This is a genomic window from Bauldia sp. (assembly GCF_020442045.1).
Lineage (GTDB): Bacteria > Pseudomonadota > Alphaproteobacteria > Rhizobiales > Kaistiaceae > Bauldia.
In genome coordinates this window covers 1-17,693 of sequence record NZ_JAGRLA010000069.1, presented here as the reverse complement: position 1 = coordinate 17,693, position 17,693 = coordinate 1, and the positions used below count along the sequence as shown (strand labels likewise).

Here is a 17,693-nt window from a genome sequence, read left to right as displayed (position 1 = left end):
GGCCTTGGCGGTCGTCTCGCTTCTTCTCGGCGTTGCGAGCTGGACCGCCCGGACACGCCTCGGCCTTTTCCGGGTCCTCGTCGCATTGACGGTCGTGACGCTCGGCGCCGGCGTCATGAAGGCCCGAACCGATCTGGTCGCCGCGCCGATCCTCGAGCGCGAGATGACCACCAACCTGGATGGCTGGGTGGCGGCACGCGAGGCAGCGTCGCGGGGCGGCGCCAGGATCGTGCTCCGCGTCCATCAGATGGAGAAGCTGCGCGCCGGCAGAATGCCCCGCGAGGTCCGGATAACCATCCGCAGCAAGGCCGACACGATCGCCGTCGGCGATGCGATCGCCGTGCTCGCCCGCCTCAGGCCGCCAAGCGGGCCGACGATTCCGGGCGGCTACGATTTCGCCCGAGCCGACTATTACGATCGCATCGGCGCGGTCGGCTTCGCCTACGGCGCCGCGAAACCGGCCGACATCGGGCCACCGCCCCTTGGTATCCGGCTGGCGATGCCGGTCGCGCATCTTCGCCAGACCATTCGCGAACGCATCATCGCGGCACTCCCCGGCGACCGGGGACAGATCGCCGCCGCGCTGGTCATGGGGGACCGGCGGGGCATATCCGAGGCGGCCCAGGACGCGATGCGCGATTCCGGCCTCGGGCACATCCTCGCCATCTCCGGGCTCCACATGGCCCTGGTCGCCGGCTCCGCCTTCTGGCTGATCCGCGCGCTGCTGGCGCTGTCGCCGACGCTCGCCACCACGCGGCCGATCCGGAAATGGGCGGCCGCCGGGGCGCTCGGGATCGCCGCGATCTACCTGGCCATCTCGGGTGCCGGCGTGTCGACCGAGCGCGCCTTCGTCATGCTGGCGGTCATGCTCGTCGCGGTGATGATCGATCGCCGGGCGATCACGCTCCGAAACGTCGCGCTCGCCGCGATGATCGTCCTCCTTGTCGAGCCGGAGAGCCTTCTCACGGCAAGCTTCCAGATGTCCTTCGCGGCCACCCTGGCTCTGGTCGCCGGCTACGAGGCGATCCGCGAATTGGCGGCCAAGCGGCTGGCAATTCCCGAGCTCGTGGAAAGGGGCGTGGCGACGCGGCTTTACCTGTCGGCCCGGAGCCTCCTCCTGACATCGCTGGTCGCCGGCCTCGCAACGACGCCATTCGCCATCTACCACTTCCAGCGGGCGGCCCCGCTCACCCTCGTCGCCAACCTTCTCGCGATGCCGGTGGTCGGCGTGGTCGTGATGCCGATGGCTTTCTTCTCGGTGTTGCTGATGCCGTTCGGCCTCGAGGCGCTGCCCCTCACCGTGATGGGGTGGGGCCTTGACTGGATTCTCGTAGTCGCACGGACGACGGCCGCATGGTCGCACGACTGGGGAGGCGTACCGATGGCGCCGGCCGGCGCGTTGCTGCTGGTGGTTTCCGGCTTCCTGTGGCTGTCGATCTGGCGCGAACGCTGGCGCTTCCTCGGCCTGTTGCCGTTGGTTGCCGCTATCCCGGCAGCGGCGCTCGCGCCCCGTCCCGACATCCTGATCGCGGAAAGCGGGACGACTGTCGCCATCCGAGGCGAGGACGGGCTCTACCGGATCGTCGGTCTCAAGGCGAACCGCTTCGCCGTCGAAACATGGCTGAGGGCCGATGCCGACACGCGTCCGGTGTCAAGCACCCTCGAAGACGGCACACGGTGCGACCCGATCGGTTGCGTCGCCACGCTTCACGATGGAACCACGGTGGCGGTGGGCCTGAAGCCGGAGGCGTTTGCCGACGACTGCCGCATGGCGGATCTGGTCATAAGCCGGTTCACCGCGCCGGATTTCTGCGACGAGGCCGCGACGGTGATCGATCGTCCCGACCTCCGGACCGGTGGCGCACACGCGCTCTACCGGCTCCCGCAAAAGGGAGAGGAGAGCGGCTTTCGTGTCGAGGCCGCCTATCCGCCCAACCGCAGGGCATTCATGCCGCCGACGCGTCAGTAACGCCGCAGCAGTCCGACAAGCTTGCCCTGGATCCGCACCCGGTCCGGCCCGAAAATCCGCGTCTCATAGGCGGGGTTCGCGGCCTCGAGGGCGATCGAGGCGCCTTTCCGCCGCAGCCGCTTCAACGTTGCCTCCTCCTCGTCAACCAGCGCGACGACGATGTCTCCGGTATCGGCCGTGTCGGACTTGCGGATCAGGACCGTATCACCGTCCAGGATACCGGCCTCGATCATCGAATCGCCGCGCACGTCGAGTGCGAAATGCTCGCCGGGAGACAGCATGTCCGGCGGCACGCCGATCGAATGGCTGTGGGTCTGGATCGCCTCGATCGGCACGCCGGCGGCGATACGTCCCATCACCGGGATCGTCACCGGCTCTGCAGCCGAATCGTGGCTCACCGGCTTGACCCGGCCGAGGCTGCCTTCGATGACGCTCGGCGAGAAGCCGCGAGACCGCTGCGCCGGCGGGGTCGCCGATTCCGGCATCCGCACAACCTCGATGGCCCGCGCCCGGTTCGGCAGGCGTCGAATGAAGCCGCGCTCTTCCAGTGCCCTGATCAGCCGATGGATCCCCGACTTGGATCTCAGGTCGAGGGCGTCCTTCATTTCGTCGAAGGACGGCGGAATGCCCGATTCCTTCAGCCGTTCGTGGATGAACATCAGGAGTTCGTGCTGTTTGCGCGTAAGCATTTGGATCGTCCGGGAACCTTGCCGATGGGCCGAGTCAGGTACAAAGCACGAACAAACTACCTTGTTCTATATGTGTTCCGCAAGACTGAATATTCAGTTAAGGGACAATTCCGGACGCGGGGCGTGCCTGATTTCTTGTCGACGACGCGAAATGTCAGCGCAGGCGGATGATCCGGCAGGGGGCGCCGGCCCGTGCCGCGTCCGCATGCGGCGGGCGGATGAGAAGGCAGTTGGCCTCGGTGAGCACCGAGACCATCGCGCTGTCCTGGACCGGAAGCGGAATGACCGACGGCACGCCGGCCTCATGCGCGCGATAGGTGGCGCGGACGTAGTCCTGCCGGCTGTCATTCCCGGCGACGTCGGCCGCAAGGACGGCGGCCTCCGTCGGGTCCGCATACCGGCGGCCCAGAAGAGCCGCGACCAACGGGCGGAGGAAGAGCAAACCGCACACGAAGGACGATACCGGATTGCCGGGCAGGCCCAGCACCTTCTGGTCTCCCAGACGACCGAACATCAGCGGCTTGCCCGGCCGCATGGCAATGCGCCAGAAGTCGAGCGCCATGCCGTTCGCCTGGAGGACATCCCGGACGAGGTCGTGATCGCCGACCGAGGCGCCGCCGATCGTGACCAGGACATCCGCCGGGAGCCGGGATGCCCTGGCGACCGCGTCGGCAATCGCGTCTTCGGTATCGCCGACGATGCCGAGGTCGAACGGCTCGCCGCCGGCGTCGCGTGCCAGGGCCGCGATCGCGACGGCATTCGACGCGATGATCTGGTCGGGGCCGGGCATCGTTCCCGGCGGCACCAGTTCGTCGCCGGTCGCGATGATCGCGACCCGGGGGCGCCGGCGCACCGGGACGGCGGCATGGCCCATCGAGGCGATGAGGGATACCTCGCGCGGGCCGAGCAAGGTGCCGGCGGCAAGAAGCGTCGTGCCAAGCTCGAAGTCGAGCCCCGCCCGGCGGATATGGCGGCCGGACGCGACCGGCTTCTGCGCCATGATCGTCGCTTCGCCGACGACCTCCGCGTCTTCCTGGATGAGAACGGTGTCGGCGCCTTCCGGAACGGGCGCGCCGGTGAAGATCCGGACGGTCTCGCCCTCCGAAACCTTGCCGGCGAAGCTATGCCCCGCCGCCGCGACCCCGATCACCTTGAGGCGAAGGCCGCGCGCCACATCGACGGCGCGGACGGCATAGCCGTCCATCGCCGAGGCGGCGAAGGGCGGCTGGGATCGCCTTGCCGCGAGATCCCGCGCAAGCGTCCGGCCCGCCGCCTCGCCAAGCGCGACCTCCTCAGAGCCGAGGGGCGCCGACACGTCGCCGACGATCCGCGCGATCGCATCCTCGACCGGCAGCAGGCTCATGCTTCCGCCGCCCGCCAGTCGCCCGATTGCCCGCCGCTCTTCTCGACGAGGCGCACGTCGGTGATGACCATCGCCCGGTCGACCGCCTTCGCCATGTCGTAGATCGTCAGGCAGGCAACAGAGACCGCCGTCAGGGCCTCCATCTCGACGCCGGTCCGTTCGGCGACCTTGGTGGTGGCGCGGACCCGGAAGCCCGGCAGGGCATCGTCGGGATCGATGTCGAGCGTGACCTTCGAGAGGCCGATCGGATGGCACAGCGGAATGAGGTCGTGGGTCTTCTTGGCCGCCATGATCCCGGCGATCCGCGCCGTGCCGATCACGTCGCCCTTCCTGGCATTGCCCGACCGGACGAGGTCGAGCGTTTCCCGGCTCATCCTGACCGCGCCTTCGGCGACGGCGACCCGCTCCGTTACCGGCTTGGCCGACACGTCGACCATATTCGCCGCGCCGGTCGCATCGAGATGGCTCAGCGTCTCCCCGCTCATTCGCCGTCCCATCGCATGAAGGCGCGCCGCTTGACAGGGAGCCGGTTCAGCTTCTCGAGCTTGTGCAGGATATGGAGCGCCGGCGTCCACTCGGCGCGGGAGAGGTAGCGGAAGCCGAGCTGTTCGTAGAAGGGACCGTTCCACGGCACATCGCGGAAGGTCGACAGGGTGAGGGCGGTCACACCCTCAGCCCCGGCATAGCGGGAGGCCTCCTCGATCAGCAGGCGGCCGATCCCCTGGCGGCCATAGTCCTCGGCGACCGACAACTCGTAGATATGCGCGGCCCGGTCGAGGATACCGACGAGGATGAAGCCCACTGGCGCATCGTCTTCCTGGCGGGCGGCGACGAAAGCACCGCCGAAGGCGGCGACCGTACCGATGAATTCGGCATCCGTCGGTTCGGCCTCGGCTATGTCGGCGAGGCCGACCTGGAGGAAGCGCTGCGCCGCGCTCCGTTCGACGTCGGCGAGGAGATCGTATTCGTCGAAATTCGCCGGGCGGATGTTGAAATCCATGGCCATCACGCTGCGAGGGCGGGGCGCAGCAGGGCCGCGGTCGCTGCGGCGACATCCTCCTGCCGCATCAGGCTTTCGCCGACCAGGAAGGCTCCGATGCCGGCCCGAGACAATCGCTCGATGTCGCCGGGCGTGAAAATTCCGCTCTCACCGACCGGCAAGCGGTCGTCCGGCACCCTCGGCGCGAGGCGCTCGCTCACCGTCAGCGACGTCTCGAAGGTCTTGAGGTCGCGGTTGTTGATGCCGAGGAGCGGCGAGGCGAGGGCGAGGGCCCGTTCGAGCTCGGCCTCGTCATGGACCTCGACCAGGACGTCCATGCCGAGTCCCGCCGCGGTCCGCTCCAGCGCCTCGGCCTCGGCGTCGCTCACCGCGGCCATGATGATGAGGATGCAATCGGCCCCCATCGCGCGGGCTTCGTGGACCTGATAGGGCTCGTACATGAAGTCCTTGCGCAGGACCGGAAGGGCGACGCTGTCGCGCGCGGCGACCAGATACTCCGGCGCCCCCTGGAAGAAAGGCGCGTCGGTCAGCACGGAAAGGCAGGTGGCGCCGCCTGCCTCGTAGGCCTGCGCAAGAGCGGGTGGATCGAAATCGGGGCGGATCAGCCCCTTGGAGGGGCTCGCCTTCTTGATCTCGGCGATCAGTGCCGGGCGGCCCTGATCGATCGTCCGCCGCAGCGCCCGGACGAAGCGCCGCGGCGCCGGCGCGGCAAGCGCCCGTTTCTCCATCTCCGCAGGCGGGACGGATGCCTTGGCGGCCTCGATCTCGGCTCTCTTGCTCACCTCTATTGTCTTCAGGATATCCGCCATGGCCTATCCATTCGATATCGCGACGAGGTCGTCCAGTCGCTGTTTCGCCTTGCCGGAATCGATGGTCTCCGCGGCAAACGCCGCTCCTTCCGCGATATCCGTCGCCAGTCCCGCGACGATGAGCGCCGCGCCGGCATTGAGCAGCACCGTATCCCTATATGCACCCCGGGCGCCATCGAGCAATGCACGCAGGGCTTCGGCATTATGCGCGGCGTCCCCGCCCTTGATCGCTTCCGCCGGCGAAGGGGAGAGGCCTGCATCCTCGGGGCGGATGGTGAAGATGGTCACCGTGCCATTCTCGAGCGACGCGACTTTCGTCTCTCCGGCGGGAGAAATCTCATCGAGGCCCCCGGCGCCGTGGACGACCCAGGCCCGCTCAGCCCCGAGGCTTCCCAGCACATCCGCCAGCGGCTCGACCCAGTCGGGCGAATAGACGCCGAGCAGGTAGCGTTTGACGCTGGCCGGGTTGGACAAGGGGCCGATCAGGTTGAAGATCGTCCGGAAGCCGAGCTCGGCGCGGACCGGGCCGACATGCTTCATCGCCGCGTGATGGGCCGGCGCGAACATGAAGCCGATCCCGGCTTCCCTGATGCATCGTCCGATCCGGTCGGGCGTCAGCTCGATATCGACGCCAAGCGCGGCAAGCGTATCGGCGGCACCGGATTTGGAGGTGAGCGCCCGGTTGCCATGCTTCGCGACCGGGACGCCCGCGCCCGCCACGACGAAAGCCGCTGCGGTGGAAATGTTGTAGCTGCCCGAGGCGTCGCCGCCGGTGCCGACAACGTCGATCGCATCCGCGGGCGCGTCGACCGGTGCCATCTTCGCCCGCATCGTCGCGACGGCACCGGCGATCTCGTCCACCGTCTCCCCGCGAATCCGCAACCCGGTCAGGAAGGCGGCGATATGCGTCGGGCTGGCGTCGCCCGACATGATGACGTCGAAGGCTTCGCGCGCCTCGTCCTGGCTCAGCGTCTCGCCACCCGCGATCTTGCCGATCGTCGCCTTCAAGTCCGCCATGTCTTCCCCCTCAGGCAACCGATCGTTCGACGCGGTGCTTTGCGTTCCAGGCGGCCGCGATATCGAGAAAGGTCTTGAGAATGCGATGCCCGTGTTCGGAGGCGATCGATTCCGGGTGGAACTGGACGCCATGGACCGGATGGCTCTTGTGCATGGCGCCCATGATCACGCCGTCGTCGGCGGTTGCGGTGACCTCGAGGTCGTCCGGCAGGCTCTCCGGCGCGACGGTCAGCGAGTGGTAGCGCGTTGCCTGGAAATCGCCGTTGATCCCGCGAAAGACCGACCTGCCGGTGTGATGGATCGTGCTCAGCTTGCCGTGCATGAGGCTCGGCGCCCGGACCACCTGGCCGCCATAGGCCTGGCCGATCGACTGGTGGCCGAGGCAGACGCCGAGGATCGGGATTCCGGCGCCGACCCGCTCGATCAGCGGCACGCAGATGCCCGCCTCGCTCGGCGTGCACGGGCCGGGTGAGATGACGATCGCTTCCGGGTCCATCGCCACCACGTCGTCGATGGCGATCTTGTCGTTGCGGCGCACGGCGAGCTTGGCCCCGAGCTCCCCGAGGAAATGCACGAGGTTGTAGGTGAAGCTGTCGTAGTTATCGATGACGAGAATGGTCATGACCTGTGTCCTATCTTGCTGAGGGATAGGACAGGTTGTCCTAAGGGCGCAAGCGGTGCGTCGCCCTTCGACCATTTCGGCGGGCGCCATCCTGCCCGCCGGTCTGGCGGCCAACGTCCTGGCTTACTGCCCTCTGCCGACCCCGGAAGCGAACCTTACCGCCTCCTCGGCCGCCCGGAAAAGGGCGCGCGATTTGGCGACGCATTCGTTGTGCTCGCTCTCCGGCACGGAATCCGCCACGATCCCGGCGCCGGCCTGGACGTACATCTTGCCGTCCTTGATGATCGAGGTGCGCAGGATGATGCAGGAATCCATGTCGCCATTGGCGGTGAAATAGCCGACGCAGCCGGCATAGATGCCGCGTTTCTCGAGCTCCAGTTCGTCGATGATCTCCATCGCCCGGACCTTCGGCGCGCCTGAGACGGTGCCCGCCGGAAAGCCGGCGGCAAGCGCGGAGAGCGCGTCATGGTCGGGCGAGAGGCGGCCGACCACGTTCGACACGATATGCATCACGTGGCTGTAATATTCGGGGAAGAACTGGTCGGTAACCTCGACCGTGCCGATTTCCGCGACCCGACCGACGTCGTTGCGGCCGAGGTCGAGGAGCATGAGGTGCTCGGCCCGCTCCTTCGGGTCGGCGAGCAGCTCCCTCTCCAGCGCCTTGTCCTCTTCCGGGTTGCCGCCGCGCGGCCGCGTCCCGGCGATCGGGCGAATGGTCACTTCGCCATCGCGGACCCGGACCAGGATTTCGGGACTGGACCCGGCCACCGCGAAGGCGCCGAAATCGAGATAATAGAGGTAGGGCGAGGGGTTCACCCGGCGGAGCGCCCGGTAGAGCGCGAAGGGCGGCAGCGAGAAGGGCGCCTCGAAGCGCTGCGACAGGACCACCTGGAAGATGTCTCCGGCGGCGATATAGTCCTTGGCGCGGGCCACCATCTCGAGATAGCGCTCGCGCGGCGTATTCGACTCGACCGGCATGTCGAAATCGACGTCGACCGCCTCGAAGGACTTGTCGAGCGGCATGTCGAGGGCCTCGACGACCTCGGTGAGGCGATCCACGGCGCGGCCGTAGTCGGACGCAGCGCCGGCGCCTGGCGCCGGGCGGACCGGGGTCACCACCGTGATTTCGTCGCGGACGGAATCGAAGACGACGATGACGGTCGGTCTGAGCAGGGTCGCGTCCGGAAATCCGAGGGGATCGGGGTTGGGCGGCGGCAGCTCCTCCATCTGCCGCACCATGTCATAGCCAAGATAGCCGTAGATGCCGGCCGCCATCGGCGGCAGGCTGTCGGGCAGGTCGATCCGGGATTCCGCGATCAGCCCCCGGAGCGCCTCGAGTGGCGGTTCCGCCGCGGCGCGGAAGTCATCGGGAGCGCCGCGCGGGTTGCGGTTGATCTCCGCCTTGTCGCCCGAGGCGCGGAAGATCAGGTCAGGCTCGATCCCGATGATCGAATAGCGGCCACGGACCGCGCCCCCCTCGACCGACTCCAGCAGGAAGCAGTTCTTGCGACCCGCCGAAAGCTTGAGCATCGCCGATACCGGCGTCTCGAGATCCGCCACCAGCCGCGTCCAGCAGACCTGTGGCCTGCCGGCCGCGTGGGTGCGCGCGAAATCGGGTTCTGCGGGTTCGACCAGCATCGCTTGTCCGTCCGGCGCTCGATCAGCCGGATCCGGCTCCGCCGATCAGCTGCTGCAGGGTCACCTGATTGACCGCGATCCCGAGCTTCTGCTGGAGCTGGGCGACATATTGCTGGAGGAAATCGTTGGCGATGTCGTTCGACAGCCGCTGTTCGGTCTCCGCCATGTCGGGGGCGCCCGAGAAGTAGGGCGGCACGGTGATTCCCTCGACCACCAGCACGATTTTCGACTCGTCGGCCCCTTCGGCGACGGCGGCATATCCCTTTGGCCCGCCGAAGGCCTGCTGGATCGCAGCGGTCGTCAGTTTGTCATTGGCCTCCGTCGTTCGTTTGACCGCCGCCGCGGTCCGCGGCTCGACACCCGCATCCGCGGCGACCGTGTCGATCGCATCGCCCTGGGCGAGGCGGTCGCGCAAGTCGGCGGCGAGCTTCGTCAGCTTTTCGTCGACCTGGGCCTTCTTGAAGGCGGCGATGACCTTCTCCCTGACCTCCGGCAACTCGCGATCGCGTTCCGCGCTGACCGCGGTCACCTCGAACCAGACGTAGCCGCCCTCGACCGGAATGGCGTTGTTCTCGAGGCCGACATCGGATTGGAAGACCTCCGAGACCAGGGCCCGTCCACCGGGCAGGTCCTTGATCTCGTTGCCGTCGCCATCCTTGCCGGTGCCGTCGATCGCGGAATAGTTGACCAGGTCAAGTCCGTAGTTGGCGGCGACTTCCGAGAGCGTCGCCCCGCCGGCGCGGGCGTCCTCGATCACGTCAAACTGATCGGCGATCTCCTGGGCGGCATGCGCTTCCGCCAGCTCCTTCTTGATGGTGCCCTTCACCTCGTCGAAGCTCTGCACAACCGCCGGCTCGATCGTCGTGACCCGCACGATGACCGGCCCGAACTGCCCTTCGACGATGCCGCTGACGCTGTTCGCATCGAGCGAGAAGGCCGCCTCGGCGACCTTGGGGTCGAGGATCTTGTCGCGGGTGATCAGCCCGAGGTCGACGTCTCCCGGCTTCAAGCCGCGATCGGCAACCAACTCGTCGAAGGTCTTGCCGTCGGCGAGGGCGGACGCTGCCTCGGTCGCCTCCGCCATATCCTTGAAGACGATCTGCCCGACCTGGCGCTTCTCCGGCGCGGTGAAACGCGACTCGAGCTGGCTGTCATAGACCTTGCGCGCCTCGTCGTCGGAAATGTCGTCGACGTTGGCGATATCCGCCGGGATCATCCGGACGACGTTGACGGACCGGAACTCGGGCGCCCGCCAGTCGCTCTTGTGCTCGTTGAAGAAGGTGGTCAGCTCGGTCTCGGTGGGGTCGGGAATCGTCCCGGCCATTTCCGGGGTCAGAACCAGGTAGCCGATGTCGCGCTCCTCGTTCGTATAGTCGTGATAGGCCCGCATGTAGGAGTCGGGAACCTCGACCTCGCCGACAAGCGCCGAGGCGAGCTGCTGCCGGACATAGCTCTTCTGGAGTTGCGACACGAACTGGTCTTCCGTCATCCCGGCATTGTTGATCACCTGGATGAAGCTGTTGCGGTCGAAGGCGCCGGTCGGCCCCTGGAAGGAGGGATCGTCCTTGATCTGCTTCGCCAGCATGTCGCCGGAAACCCCGAGCCCGAGGGTATTGGCTTCGTCGCTGAGCGCGGCCTCGGTGACGAGGCGGCCGAGAACCTGGGCGGGAATGCCGAACAACTGGGCCTGTTGGTCGGTCACCGCCTGGCCGATCTGCTGGCCGAGCCGCCGCTTCGCCAGGTCGTATTCGCGCGCGAAATCCCGCGCCGAGACATCCGTCTTCCCGACCGTGGCTACCGTGTCGGAGTAGAAGCCGGTGAAGAAGCCCGAGACACCCCAGACGGCGAAACTGACCACGAGGAGGGCGATGAACAGCTGTGCGACCCATCCCCCGGCGCCTTTGCGAAGCGCATCAAGCATTGGAATTCCTTACAAATTGGCGGCGCACGATCTCCATGCGCCGCCCCGTTGGATTTTCGCGGATAATAGGCAGCCGGATTTCCTGCCGCAAGCCGCGGAAATGGACCGGGGCGCCGCCCTCGAGCCGTGGTTTCCTATCCGCTCCAGACCAGGAACAGGCCGATATCGCCCGGAACCCCGTCCGGAAAGTCGAGCACCCGGGCCACGATGTGGAAGCCGCCAGGCCTCAGATCGCGCTCCCAGCGGAGATAAAGCTCCGCCGGCTCGCCCCGCAGCGTCGAGGGCCAATGAGGATCGGGGGCGTTGATCGCCCGCCCGCCATCGCTGCAGATTTGAGCCGGGAAACGCAACAACAGCATTTCGGTTTCGCCGTTTTGCGCCGCGCGGCGTGCCTTGTGAACGAGTTCGCGCCATTCCCTGTCGGTGAGATGCGTATCGACCAGTTGGCGCACGGTTTCCCGACGTCGCGACATTTCGACTTCGTGCTCGTGCCGGCGCTTCATCATCTCGGTCGTGTGAAAGTCGTTGACCAGGTCCCGAAAGTGTTCGGCGGTCACCTGCGTTGCCGGAGCAGGCGGAGGAACCGTCGGCGTACCGGGCGACGTCGGCAGGCCGTGATCGCGGCGCAGGCTTTTCTCGAAGTGTTCGTCGATCCATTCGACAAAGCCGTGATGATTTGACGATGGTGGTGCTTTCGGTTTGGAACTCAGGGCCTTCAGCATGTCACCGCGGCTGACGATGCCTACGATCCGCTCGGCGCGAATGACGGGAACCCGCTTTATATGGAGCGTGTGCATCAGGCGAGCGATCTCGTCGGCGCCCGTGGACTCGGCCACCGTGACGACGGGAGAGGTCATGATGTCCCGCGCGATTGATCGCGGCTGGCGCAGCGTTGCCAGGAAATCGTCGCTCAATTCTTCGCCCTTGGCGAGAATTGTCAGCCACCAGTCCCGATGGCCCCGGCCTTCGTCCAGCTCCGCCGGACGGAGAAGGTCGCTTTCGCTGACGATGCCGATCGGGACACCCTTCTCGTCGACGACCGGCATGGCGCTGACGCCGTGTTGGACGAGAATGCGCGCAATCTCGCGGACTGGTGTATCGGGTGAAACCGAAACGACATCGGTCGTCATAAGGTCCTTGGCGAACATGGCGGGGTCTGCTCCGGTCCAATCCTGTCCGTTTCGGCGCCGCGGGACCACGGCGCTTTGATTTATCGCAACGATTTGCTAGGGCGTGACGCCCATGGGACAGGCGCAACTGATCCCATGTAACCCAGAGGGAAAGTCATTCAACATGTCGACCGTGCGACAGTTCGTGGTGGGTAATTGGAAGATGAACGGGACGAGGGCAAGCCTCGCCGAGATCGATGCCGTCAGGTCGGGGATTGGAGGTGTCGCCTGTGATGTCGGCATTTGCCCTCCCGCCACCCTGATCGCAGCGGCCACGGAGCGTGCCCGAGGTGCCGCGCTGATGATCGGCGGACAGGATTGCCACACCGCGGCCGGCGGGGCCCACACCGGCGACGTCTCGGCCGAGATGATCGCCGACGCCGGCGGTACGCTCGTCGTCGTCGGCCATTCGGAGCGGCGCACCGACCACGATGAGGATGACGCCCTGGTGCGGGCAAAGGCCGAAGCGGGCTGGCGGGCGGGCCTGCTGGTCATCCTGTGCATTGGCGAAACGGAGGCCCAGCGTCGCGCCGGCGAGACCCTTGCGGTCCTCTCCTCGCAACTGGAAGGCTCCGTGCCCGACGGTTCGAGCGCGGAGAACCTGGTCGTCGCCTATGAGCCGGTCTGGGCGATCGGAACCGGCCTGACGGCGTCGAATGATGACATCCGGGAGGCGCATGCCCATATACGCACCGAGTTGGTCGCGCGTTTCGGCGAGGCGGCCGCTGGAATCCGGTTGCTTTACGGCGGTTCGGTCAAACCGGGCAATGCCGGGGAGATACTGCCGCTTGCCAATGTCGATGGGGCGCTTGTCGGCGGTGCCAGCCTCAAAGCCGCCGATTTCCTGGGTATCATAGCCGCCGCCGGATGAGGCATCCGGACCAGTTGGCAAGACGAAGCGGCTTCGTGTACAAGGCGCGGACTTCAAGGACAGCTTGATCGATGGATATCGTTATCATCGTCATTCACCTGATGGTGATTTTGGCGCTTATCGCAGTGGTTCTCCTCCAGCGTTCGGAAGGGGGGGCCCTGGGCATCGGCGGTGGCGGCAATTTCATGTCGACCCGCGGCCAGACCAACGTGTTGACCCGGACGACCGCGATCTTGGCGGCCGCCTTTTTCGCTACCTCGATTGCCCTGACCATCCTGTCGCGCTTCCAGGGCGGGCCTGCTTCGATCCTCGATAATGTGCAGTCCGAACCGGCTCCGATCAGCGCCGACACCCCGGCCGATGCCGCCGGCGGAGACGGCGCGAGCGGCGGTGGCGACGCCACCAACGGCCCGGGTATTCTCGACGAATTGCAGGCGATCACGCCGGTTCCGACCGGCGAGGATACCGCGCCCGCGACCGAGCCCGCCGGTCCGCAAGTCCCGACCGACTAGCAAGGGCGCGAATTTCACATCGGCGGCTCCGGCGATCCACGGCGGGGCCGTCTTTTTTTGGGGTGAACGGTCTTTTTCGACTCTGCGAATCAGATCGTCAGCGATTAGGGTAGACGCCCATGGCGCGGTACGTCTTCATCACCGGCGGCGTGGTTTCTTCCCTTGGCAAGGGCATCGCTTCGGCGGCTCTGGGCGCGCTGCTGCAGGCGCGGGGCTACAAGGTCCGCCTGAGGAAACTCGACCCCTATCTCAACGTCGACCCGGGGACGATGAGCCCCTATCAGCACGGCGAGGTCTTCGTCACCGACGACGGCGCCGAGACCGACCTCGACCTTGGCCATTACGAGCGGTTCACCGGACGGCCGGCGACCCAGCGCGACAACATCACGACGGGGCGCATCTACCAGGAGATCATCACCAAGGAGCGACGGGGCGACTATCTCGGCGCCACGGTGCAGGTGATCCCTCACGTCACCGATGCCATCAAGCAGTTCGTCCTCGACGGCAACGAGGACGAGGATTTCGTGCTCTGCGAGATCGGCGGCACGGTGGGCGATATCGAGGGATTGCCGTTCTTCGAGGCGATCCGGCAACTCGGCAACGACCTGCCGCGCGGCCACGCCGTCTACGTCCACCTGACCCTGATGCCGTATATCGCCTCGGCGGGCGAGCTGAAGACCAAGCCGACCCAGCATTCGGTCAGGGAGCTCCGTGAGATCGGTATCCAGCCGGACGTCCTGCTGGTTCGCGCCGACAGGCCGATTCCAAGCGAGGAAAGGCGGAAACTCTCGCTCTTCTGCAACGTGCGGCCGAGCGCGGTCATCCAGGCGCTCGACGTCCCCAATATCTACGACGTGCCGATCGCCTACCACTCCGAGGGCCTCGACGATGAGGTGCTGGCTGCCTTTGGCGTCGAAGAGGCGCCGATGCCCGAACTCGCCCGCTGGCACGATATCGGCAGCGCGCTCCGCGATCACGAGGGCGAGGTGACGATTGCCATCGTCGGCAAGTATACCGGCCTGCACGATGCCTATAAGTCGCTGGTCCAGGCGCTGCTCCATGGCGGCATCGCCAACACCGTGAAGGTCAATATCGACTGGATCGAATCGGAGACCCTCGAAGTCGATGGCGCCATGCTCCAGCGGCTCGAGGATGTCGACGGCATCCTGGTGCCAGGCGGCTTCGGCAAGCGCGGCTCCGAGGGAATGATCGCCGCGATCCGCTTCGCGCGGGAGCGCAAGTTGCCCTTTCTCGGCATATGCTTCGGCATGCAGCTCGCGATGATCGAGGCGGCGCGCAACGTCGCCGGATTGCCGGATGCGAGCTCGAGCGAATTCGGCCCGACGCCGGAGCCGATCGTCGGCCTGATGACCGAATGGGTCCGCGGCAACGTGCTGGAGCAGCGCGGCGACGACAGCGATCTCGGCGGCACGATGCGCCTTGGCGCCTATCCCGCCAAGTTGAAGGCCGGCAGCAGGATCGCCGGCATCTACGGCACGACAGACATCTCGGAGCGCCATCGCCACCGCTACGAGATCAACATCGACTACCGCGACCGCTTCGAGGAGAAGGGCCTGTGCTTCGCAGGACTTTCTCCGGACGGGGTCTTGCCGGAAACGCTCGAATACACGGACCACCCGTGGTTCATCGGCGTGCAATACCATCCGGAACTGAAGTCGCGGCCCTTCGACCCGCATCCGCTCTTTGCATCATTCATCACCGCCGCGGTCGAGAAGTCGCGGCTGGTCTGAGGCTAATCTTCCAGCGAATCCAGCCAGTCGAGAATGGCGTCGAAGGCGGCTGAGGGCGTGCCCAGATGGCCGGCGTTGACCGTAACGAATTGATTCTGATCGTCTTTCGGCGCCATCGCGAAGAGGCTCCTGGCGTTGCGCTGGCTTGAGTCCTTCGTTCCCGCGACCCAGAGGAGCGGCGCCTTCAGGGCGGGGAGGGTCGTGGTCATCACGCCGGGGCTGTCAGGCCCGAAGAAGGTCAGGAAATCGGCGGCGGTCGCCTTCACCGGCAGGGCCTTGCCGAGGACGAAATCGTTAAAGGTATCAATGATATCGCCGTCACCTGCAGCGACCGCGGCGCGAGCCCTTTTGAGGCTTTTCGCGATCACCCCGATCTTGCCGAAGGCGACCGGATCGCCGGCCGGCGCCAGGGCGATGACGCCACTTATCCCCTCCCGGTTGGCTGCATAGGCGAGTGCGCCGACGCCGCCAAGGCTATGACCTGCAACGATAATTCCCTCGGCGCCATCATTCTCGAGGATGGCGACGGCATTATCGATATCCTCGAAACAGCCGGTGAAGGATCGGTCGTAGATCCGCCGCCCGGACCAGCAAAGCTCCGGCGTTTCAACCAGATAGCCCATTTCGGTGAGGTCGCGGGCGAGCTGGGTGAACTGGCCGGGCCCGCCGGTCTTGCCGTGCAGGAGGACGATACCGAAACGCTCCCAGGCGCTCGCGGGCGCGGCGTGGGCGGCGATGAGACAGGCGAGGGCAACAAGGAAACGGATCATGGGACGCGCTGTATCACGGCTGTCCCGTCAAAACCTGTCCCGCACCTGTCTCAACGGAGAAAAGACGGTCGCCCGCCCGCACCTGTGGCCGGACCGACACACCGGGCGCCTGCCTTTTGACGATCACCTTCCGGCCCCGTTCCCGCCTGAAACGATTGCGAGCTTGCCGCCGCGCCGGGGGGCGTTGTCGGAGGGATATCACCATGAGACGCCGGCCACCCGTTCGCACCCGCTCCATCATCGCAATGTCGCTCCTGCTCTCGGCCACGGCGATCACCGCGGCCCGGGTCTCGGCCGCCGACCGCGACGCCCGCGACGTGGTCGACGGGCTGCCGAATGCCGATGTCTGCGCCAAGCTCGGCTTCCCGCGCGACAGGGCCGAGGACGACGCCTACGCGCCCCGGCGGAAGGCAGCCGGCGGCACCTTCCGCAGCGCGGCGCCGACGCTCAGCATGGAAGCCGCGCCGCCGCCGTCGCCGGCACCCGCCGCGCCGATCATCGCCGGGGGCGTGGTTGCCGCCGACCAGGCAGGCGAGCTGCCCTATGACACCGAGCGCTACCCCGACGCGACCTCCAACCCGATCAGGCAGGTCGGCGAGGAGCCGGTCTCGACCTTCTCGATCGACGTCGACACCGCCTCCTATGCCAATGTCCGCCGCTTCCTCAAGGATGGCAGGCTGCCACCGCGCGACGCGGTCAGGGTCGAGGAGCTGATCAACTATTTCGACTATGGCTATGCGCCGCCGACCGACCCCGACACGCCCTTCGCCATCCACACCACGGTGGTGCCGTCGCCCTGGGCCGAGGGCAAGGAGATCATCCATATCGGGCTCCAGGGCTACGATCTCGCCAGCGACGACCGGCCGCCGCTCAACCTCGTCTTCCTGATGGACGTCTCCGGCTCGATGAACGACCCCGACAAGCTGCCGCTCGTCCAGAAGGCGCTGAACGTTCTGATCGACGAGCTGCGGCCGGAGGACCATGTCTCGATCGCCGTCTATGCCGGCGCGGCCGGCGCGGTGCTGGAGCCGACCGACGGAACCCGGAAGCTGAAGATCCGCTGCGCCGTCGACGCGATGCGGGCGGGCGGCTCGACCGCCGGCGGCGAGGGCCTGGCGCTCGCCTACAGGATGGCCGAGCAGAGCTATCAGAAGGACTCGGTCACCCGCGTCATCCTGATGACCGACGGCGACTTCAACGTCGGCATCGCCGATCCGGAAAAGCTCGAGGACTTCGTCGCCGAGAAGCGCAAGACCGGCGTCTATCTCTCGGTCTACGGCTTCGGGCGCGGCAATTACAACGACGTGATGATGCAGACCCTGTCGCAGGCCGGCAACGGTACCGCCGCCTATATCGACACGCTGCAGGAGGCGAAGAAGCTCTTCCGCGACGACTTCTCCGGCTCGCTCTTCCCGATCGCCGACGACGTCAAGATCCAGGTCGAGTTCAATCCCGACCGCGTCGCCGAATACCGGCTGATCGGCTCCGAGACCCGCATGCTCAACCGCGAGGACTTCAACAACGACCAGGTCGATGCCGGCGAGGTGGGCGCCGGGGCCTCGGTGACGGCGCTCTACGAGATCACGCCGGTT

At 66.6% G+C, this 17,693-nt stretch carries 16 protein-coding genes; 5 read left to right on the top strand and 11 right to left on the bottom strand.

The annotated features are described in order from the left end of the window. The coding region (locus KDJ86_RS08030) for a ComEC/Rec2 family competence protein (RefSeq protein ID WP_291744599.1) at nucleotides 1–1,969 on the top strand (1,969 nt) is incomplete at its 5' end. On the opposite strand, the gene lexA is transcribed toward KDJ86_RS08030, so the two are convergent. The 10 genes from lexA to KDJ86_RS07980 form a co-directional block, all read right to left on the bottom strand. After that, a complete protein-coding gene (lexA, locus tag KDJ86_RS08025; protein ID WP_291744598.1) occupies nucleotides 1,963–2,658 on the bottom strand; it encodes a transcriptional repressor LexA in 696 nt (231 codons plus the stop codon). The genes KDJ86_RS08030 and lexA overlap by 7 nt on opposite strands. A gap of 154 nt (nucleotides 2,659–2,812) precedes the next feature. Then, on the bottom strand, nucleotides 2,813–4,021 hold the full coding sequence (locus KDJ86_RS08020; RefSeq protein ID WP_291744597.1) for a molybdopterin molybdotransferase MoeA: 1,209 nt from the start codon (nucleotides 4,019–4,021) through the stop codon (nucleotides 2,813–2,815). After that, on the bottom strand, nucleotides 4,018–4,506 hold the full coding sequence (moaC, locus tag KDJ86_RS08015; RefSeq protein ID WP_291744596.1) for a cyclic pyranopterin monophosphate synthase MoaC: 489 nt from the start codon (nucleotides 4,504–4,506) through the stop codon (nucleotides 4,018–4,020). The genes KDJ86_RS08020 and moaC overlap by 4 nt, the downstream gene beginning before the upstream one ends. Further along, nucleotides 4,503–5,021, bottom strand: coding sequence for a GNAT family N-acetyltransferase (locus KDJ86_RS08010; RefSeq protein WP_291744595.1), 519 nt, complete (start codon nucleotides 5,019–5,021; stop codon nucleotides 4,503–4,505). The genes moaC and KDJ86_RS08010 overlap by 4 nt, the downstream gene beginning before the upstream one ends. Before the next feature lie 5 nt (nucleotides 5,022–5,026). After that, complete coding sequence (gene trpC, locus KDJ86_RS08005) at nucleotides 5,027–5,830, bottom strand: indole-3-glycerol phosphate synthase TrpC (protein ID WP_291744594.1); 804 nt, start codon at nucleotides 5,828–5,830, stop codon at nucleotides 5,027–5,029. 3 nt (nucleotides 5,831–5,833) lie between these two features. After that, nucleotides 5,834–6,847 carry an anthranilate phosphoribosyltransferase gene (gene trpD / locus KDJ86_RS08000; RefSeq protein ID WP_291744593.1) on the bottom strand — a complete coding sequence of 338 codons (1,014 nt, stop codon included), beginning with the start codon at nucleotides 6,845–6,847 and terminating at the stop codon, nucleotides 5,834–5,836. Nucleotides 6,848–6,857: 10 nt separating this feature from the next. Next, nucleotides 6,858–7,469 (bottom strand): anthranilate synthase component II, encoded by a 612-nt coding sequence (locus KDJ86_RS07995; protein WP_291744592.1) that lies wholly within the window; start codon nucleotides 7,467–7,469, stop codon nucleotides 6,858–6,860. 123 nt (nucleotides 7,470–7,592) lie between these two features. Beyond that, nucleotides 7,593–9,107, bottom strand: a complete 1,515-nt coding sequence (gene trpE / locus KDJ86_RS07990; protein WP_291744591.1) for an anthranilate synthase component I — start codon at nucleotides 9,105–9,107, stop codon at nucleotides 7,593–7,595. A gap of 22 nt (nucleotides 9,108–9,129) precedes the next feature. After that, complete coding sequence (locus KDJ86_RS07985; RefSeq protein ID WP_291744590.1) at nucleotides 9,130–11,028, bottom strand: peptidylprolyl isomerase; 1,899 nt, start codon at nucleotides 11,026–11,028, stop codon at nucleotides 9,130–9,132. Nucleotides 11,029–11,162: 134 nt separating this feature from the next. Continuing rightward, a complete protein-coding gene (locus tag KDJ86_RS07980) occupies nucleotides 11,163–12,176 on the bottom strand; it encodes a CBS domain-containing protein (protein ID WP_291744589.1) in 1,014 nt (337 codons plus the stop codon). 145 nt (nucleotides 12,177–12,321) lie between these two features. On the opposite strand from KDJ86_RS07980, the gene tpiA reads away from it, so the two are divergent. The 3 genes from tpiA to pyrG all read left to right on the top strand — a co-directional run bounded on the left by tpiA (nucleotide 12,322) and on the right by pyrG (nucleotide 15,331). Further along, the gene (gene tpiA, locus KDJ86_RS07975) at nucleotides 12,322–13,068 is read left to right on the top strand and encodes a triose-phosphate isomerase (protein WP_291744588.1); all 747 of its coding nucleotides are present in this window, start codon (nucleotides 12,322–12,324) and stop codon (nucleotides 13,066–13,068) included. Between the two features lie 71 nt (nucleotides 13,069–13,139). Then, nucleotides 13,140–13,580: a preprotein translocase subunit SecG gene (secG, locus tag KDJ86_RS07970; RefSeq protein WP_291744587.1), complete on the top strand. Its 441-nt coding sequence runs from the start codon at nucleotides 13,140–13,142 to the stop codon at nucleotides 13,578–13,580. A gap of 119 nt (nucleotides 13,581–13,699) precedes the next feature. After that, complete coding sequence (gene pyrG, locus KDJ86_RS07965; RefSeq protein WP_291744586.1) at nucleotides 13,700–15,331, top strand: CTP synthase; 1,632 nt, start codon at nucleotides 13,700–13,702, stop codon at nucleotides 15,329–15,331. Between the two features lie 2 nt (nucleotides 15,332–15,333). Here the strand turns inward: pyrG and KDJ86_RS07960 are convergent, their stop codons facing one another. Continuing rightward, complete coding sequence (locus tag KDJ86_RS07960; protein ID WP_291744585.1) at nucleotides 15,334–16,101, bottom strand: alpha/beta hydrolase; 768 nt, start codon at nucleotides 16,099–16,101, stop codon at nucleotides 15,334–15,336. Nucleotides 16,102–16,304: 203 nt separating this feature from the next. On the opposite strand from KDJ86_RS07960, the gene KDJ86_RS07955 reads away from it, so the two are divergent. Next, nucleotides 16,305–17,693 (top strand): vWA domain-containing protein (locus KDJ86_RS07955; protein WP_291744584.1); only part of this gene is annotated, 1,389 nt, incomplete at its 3' end.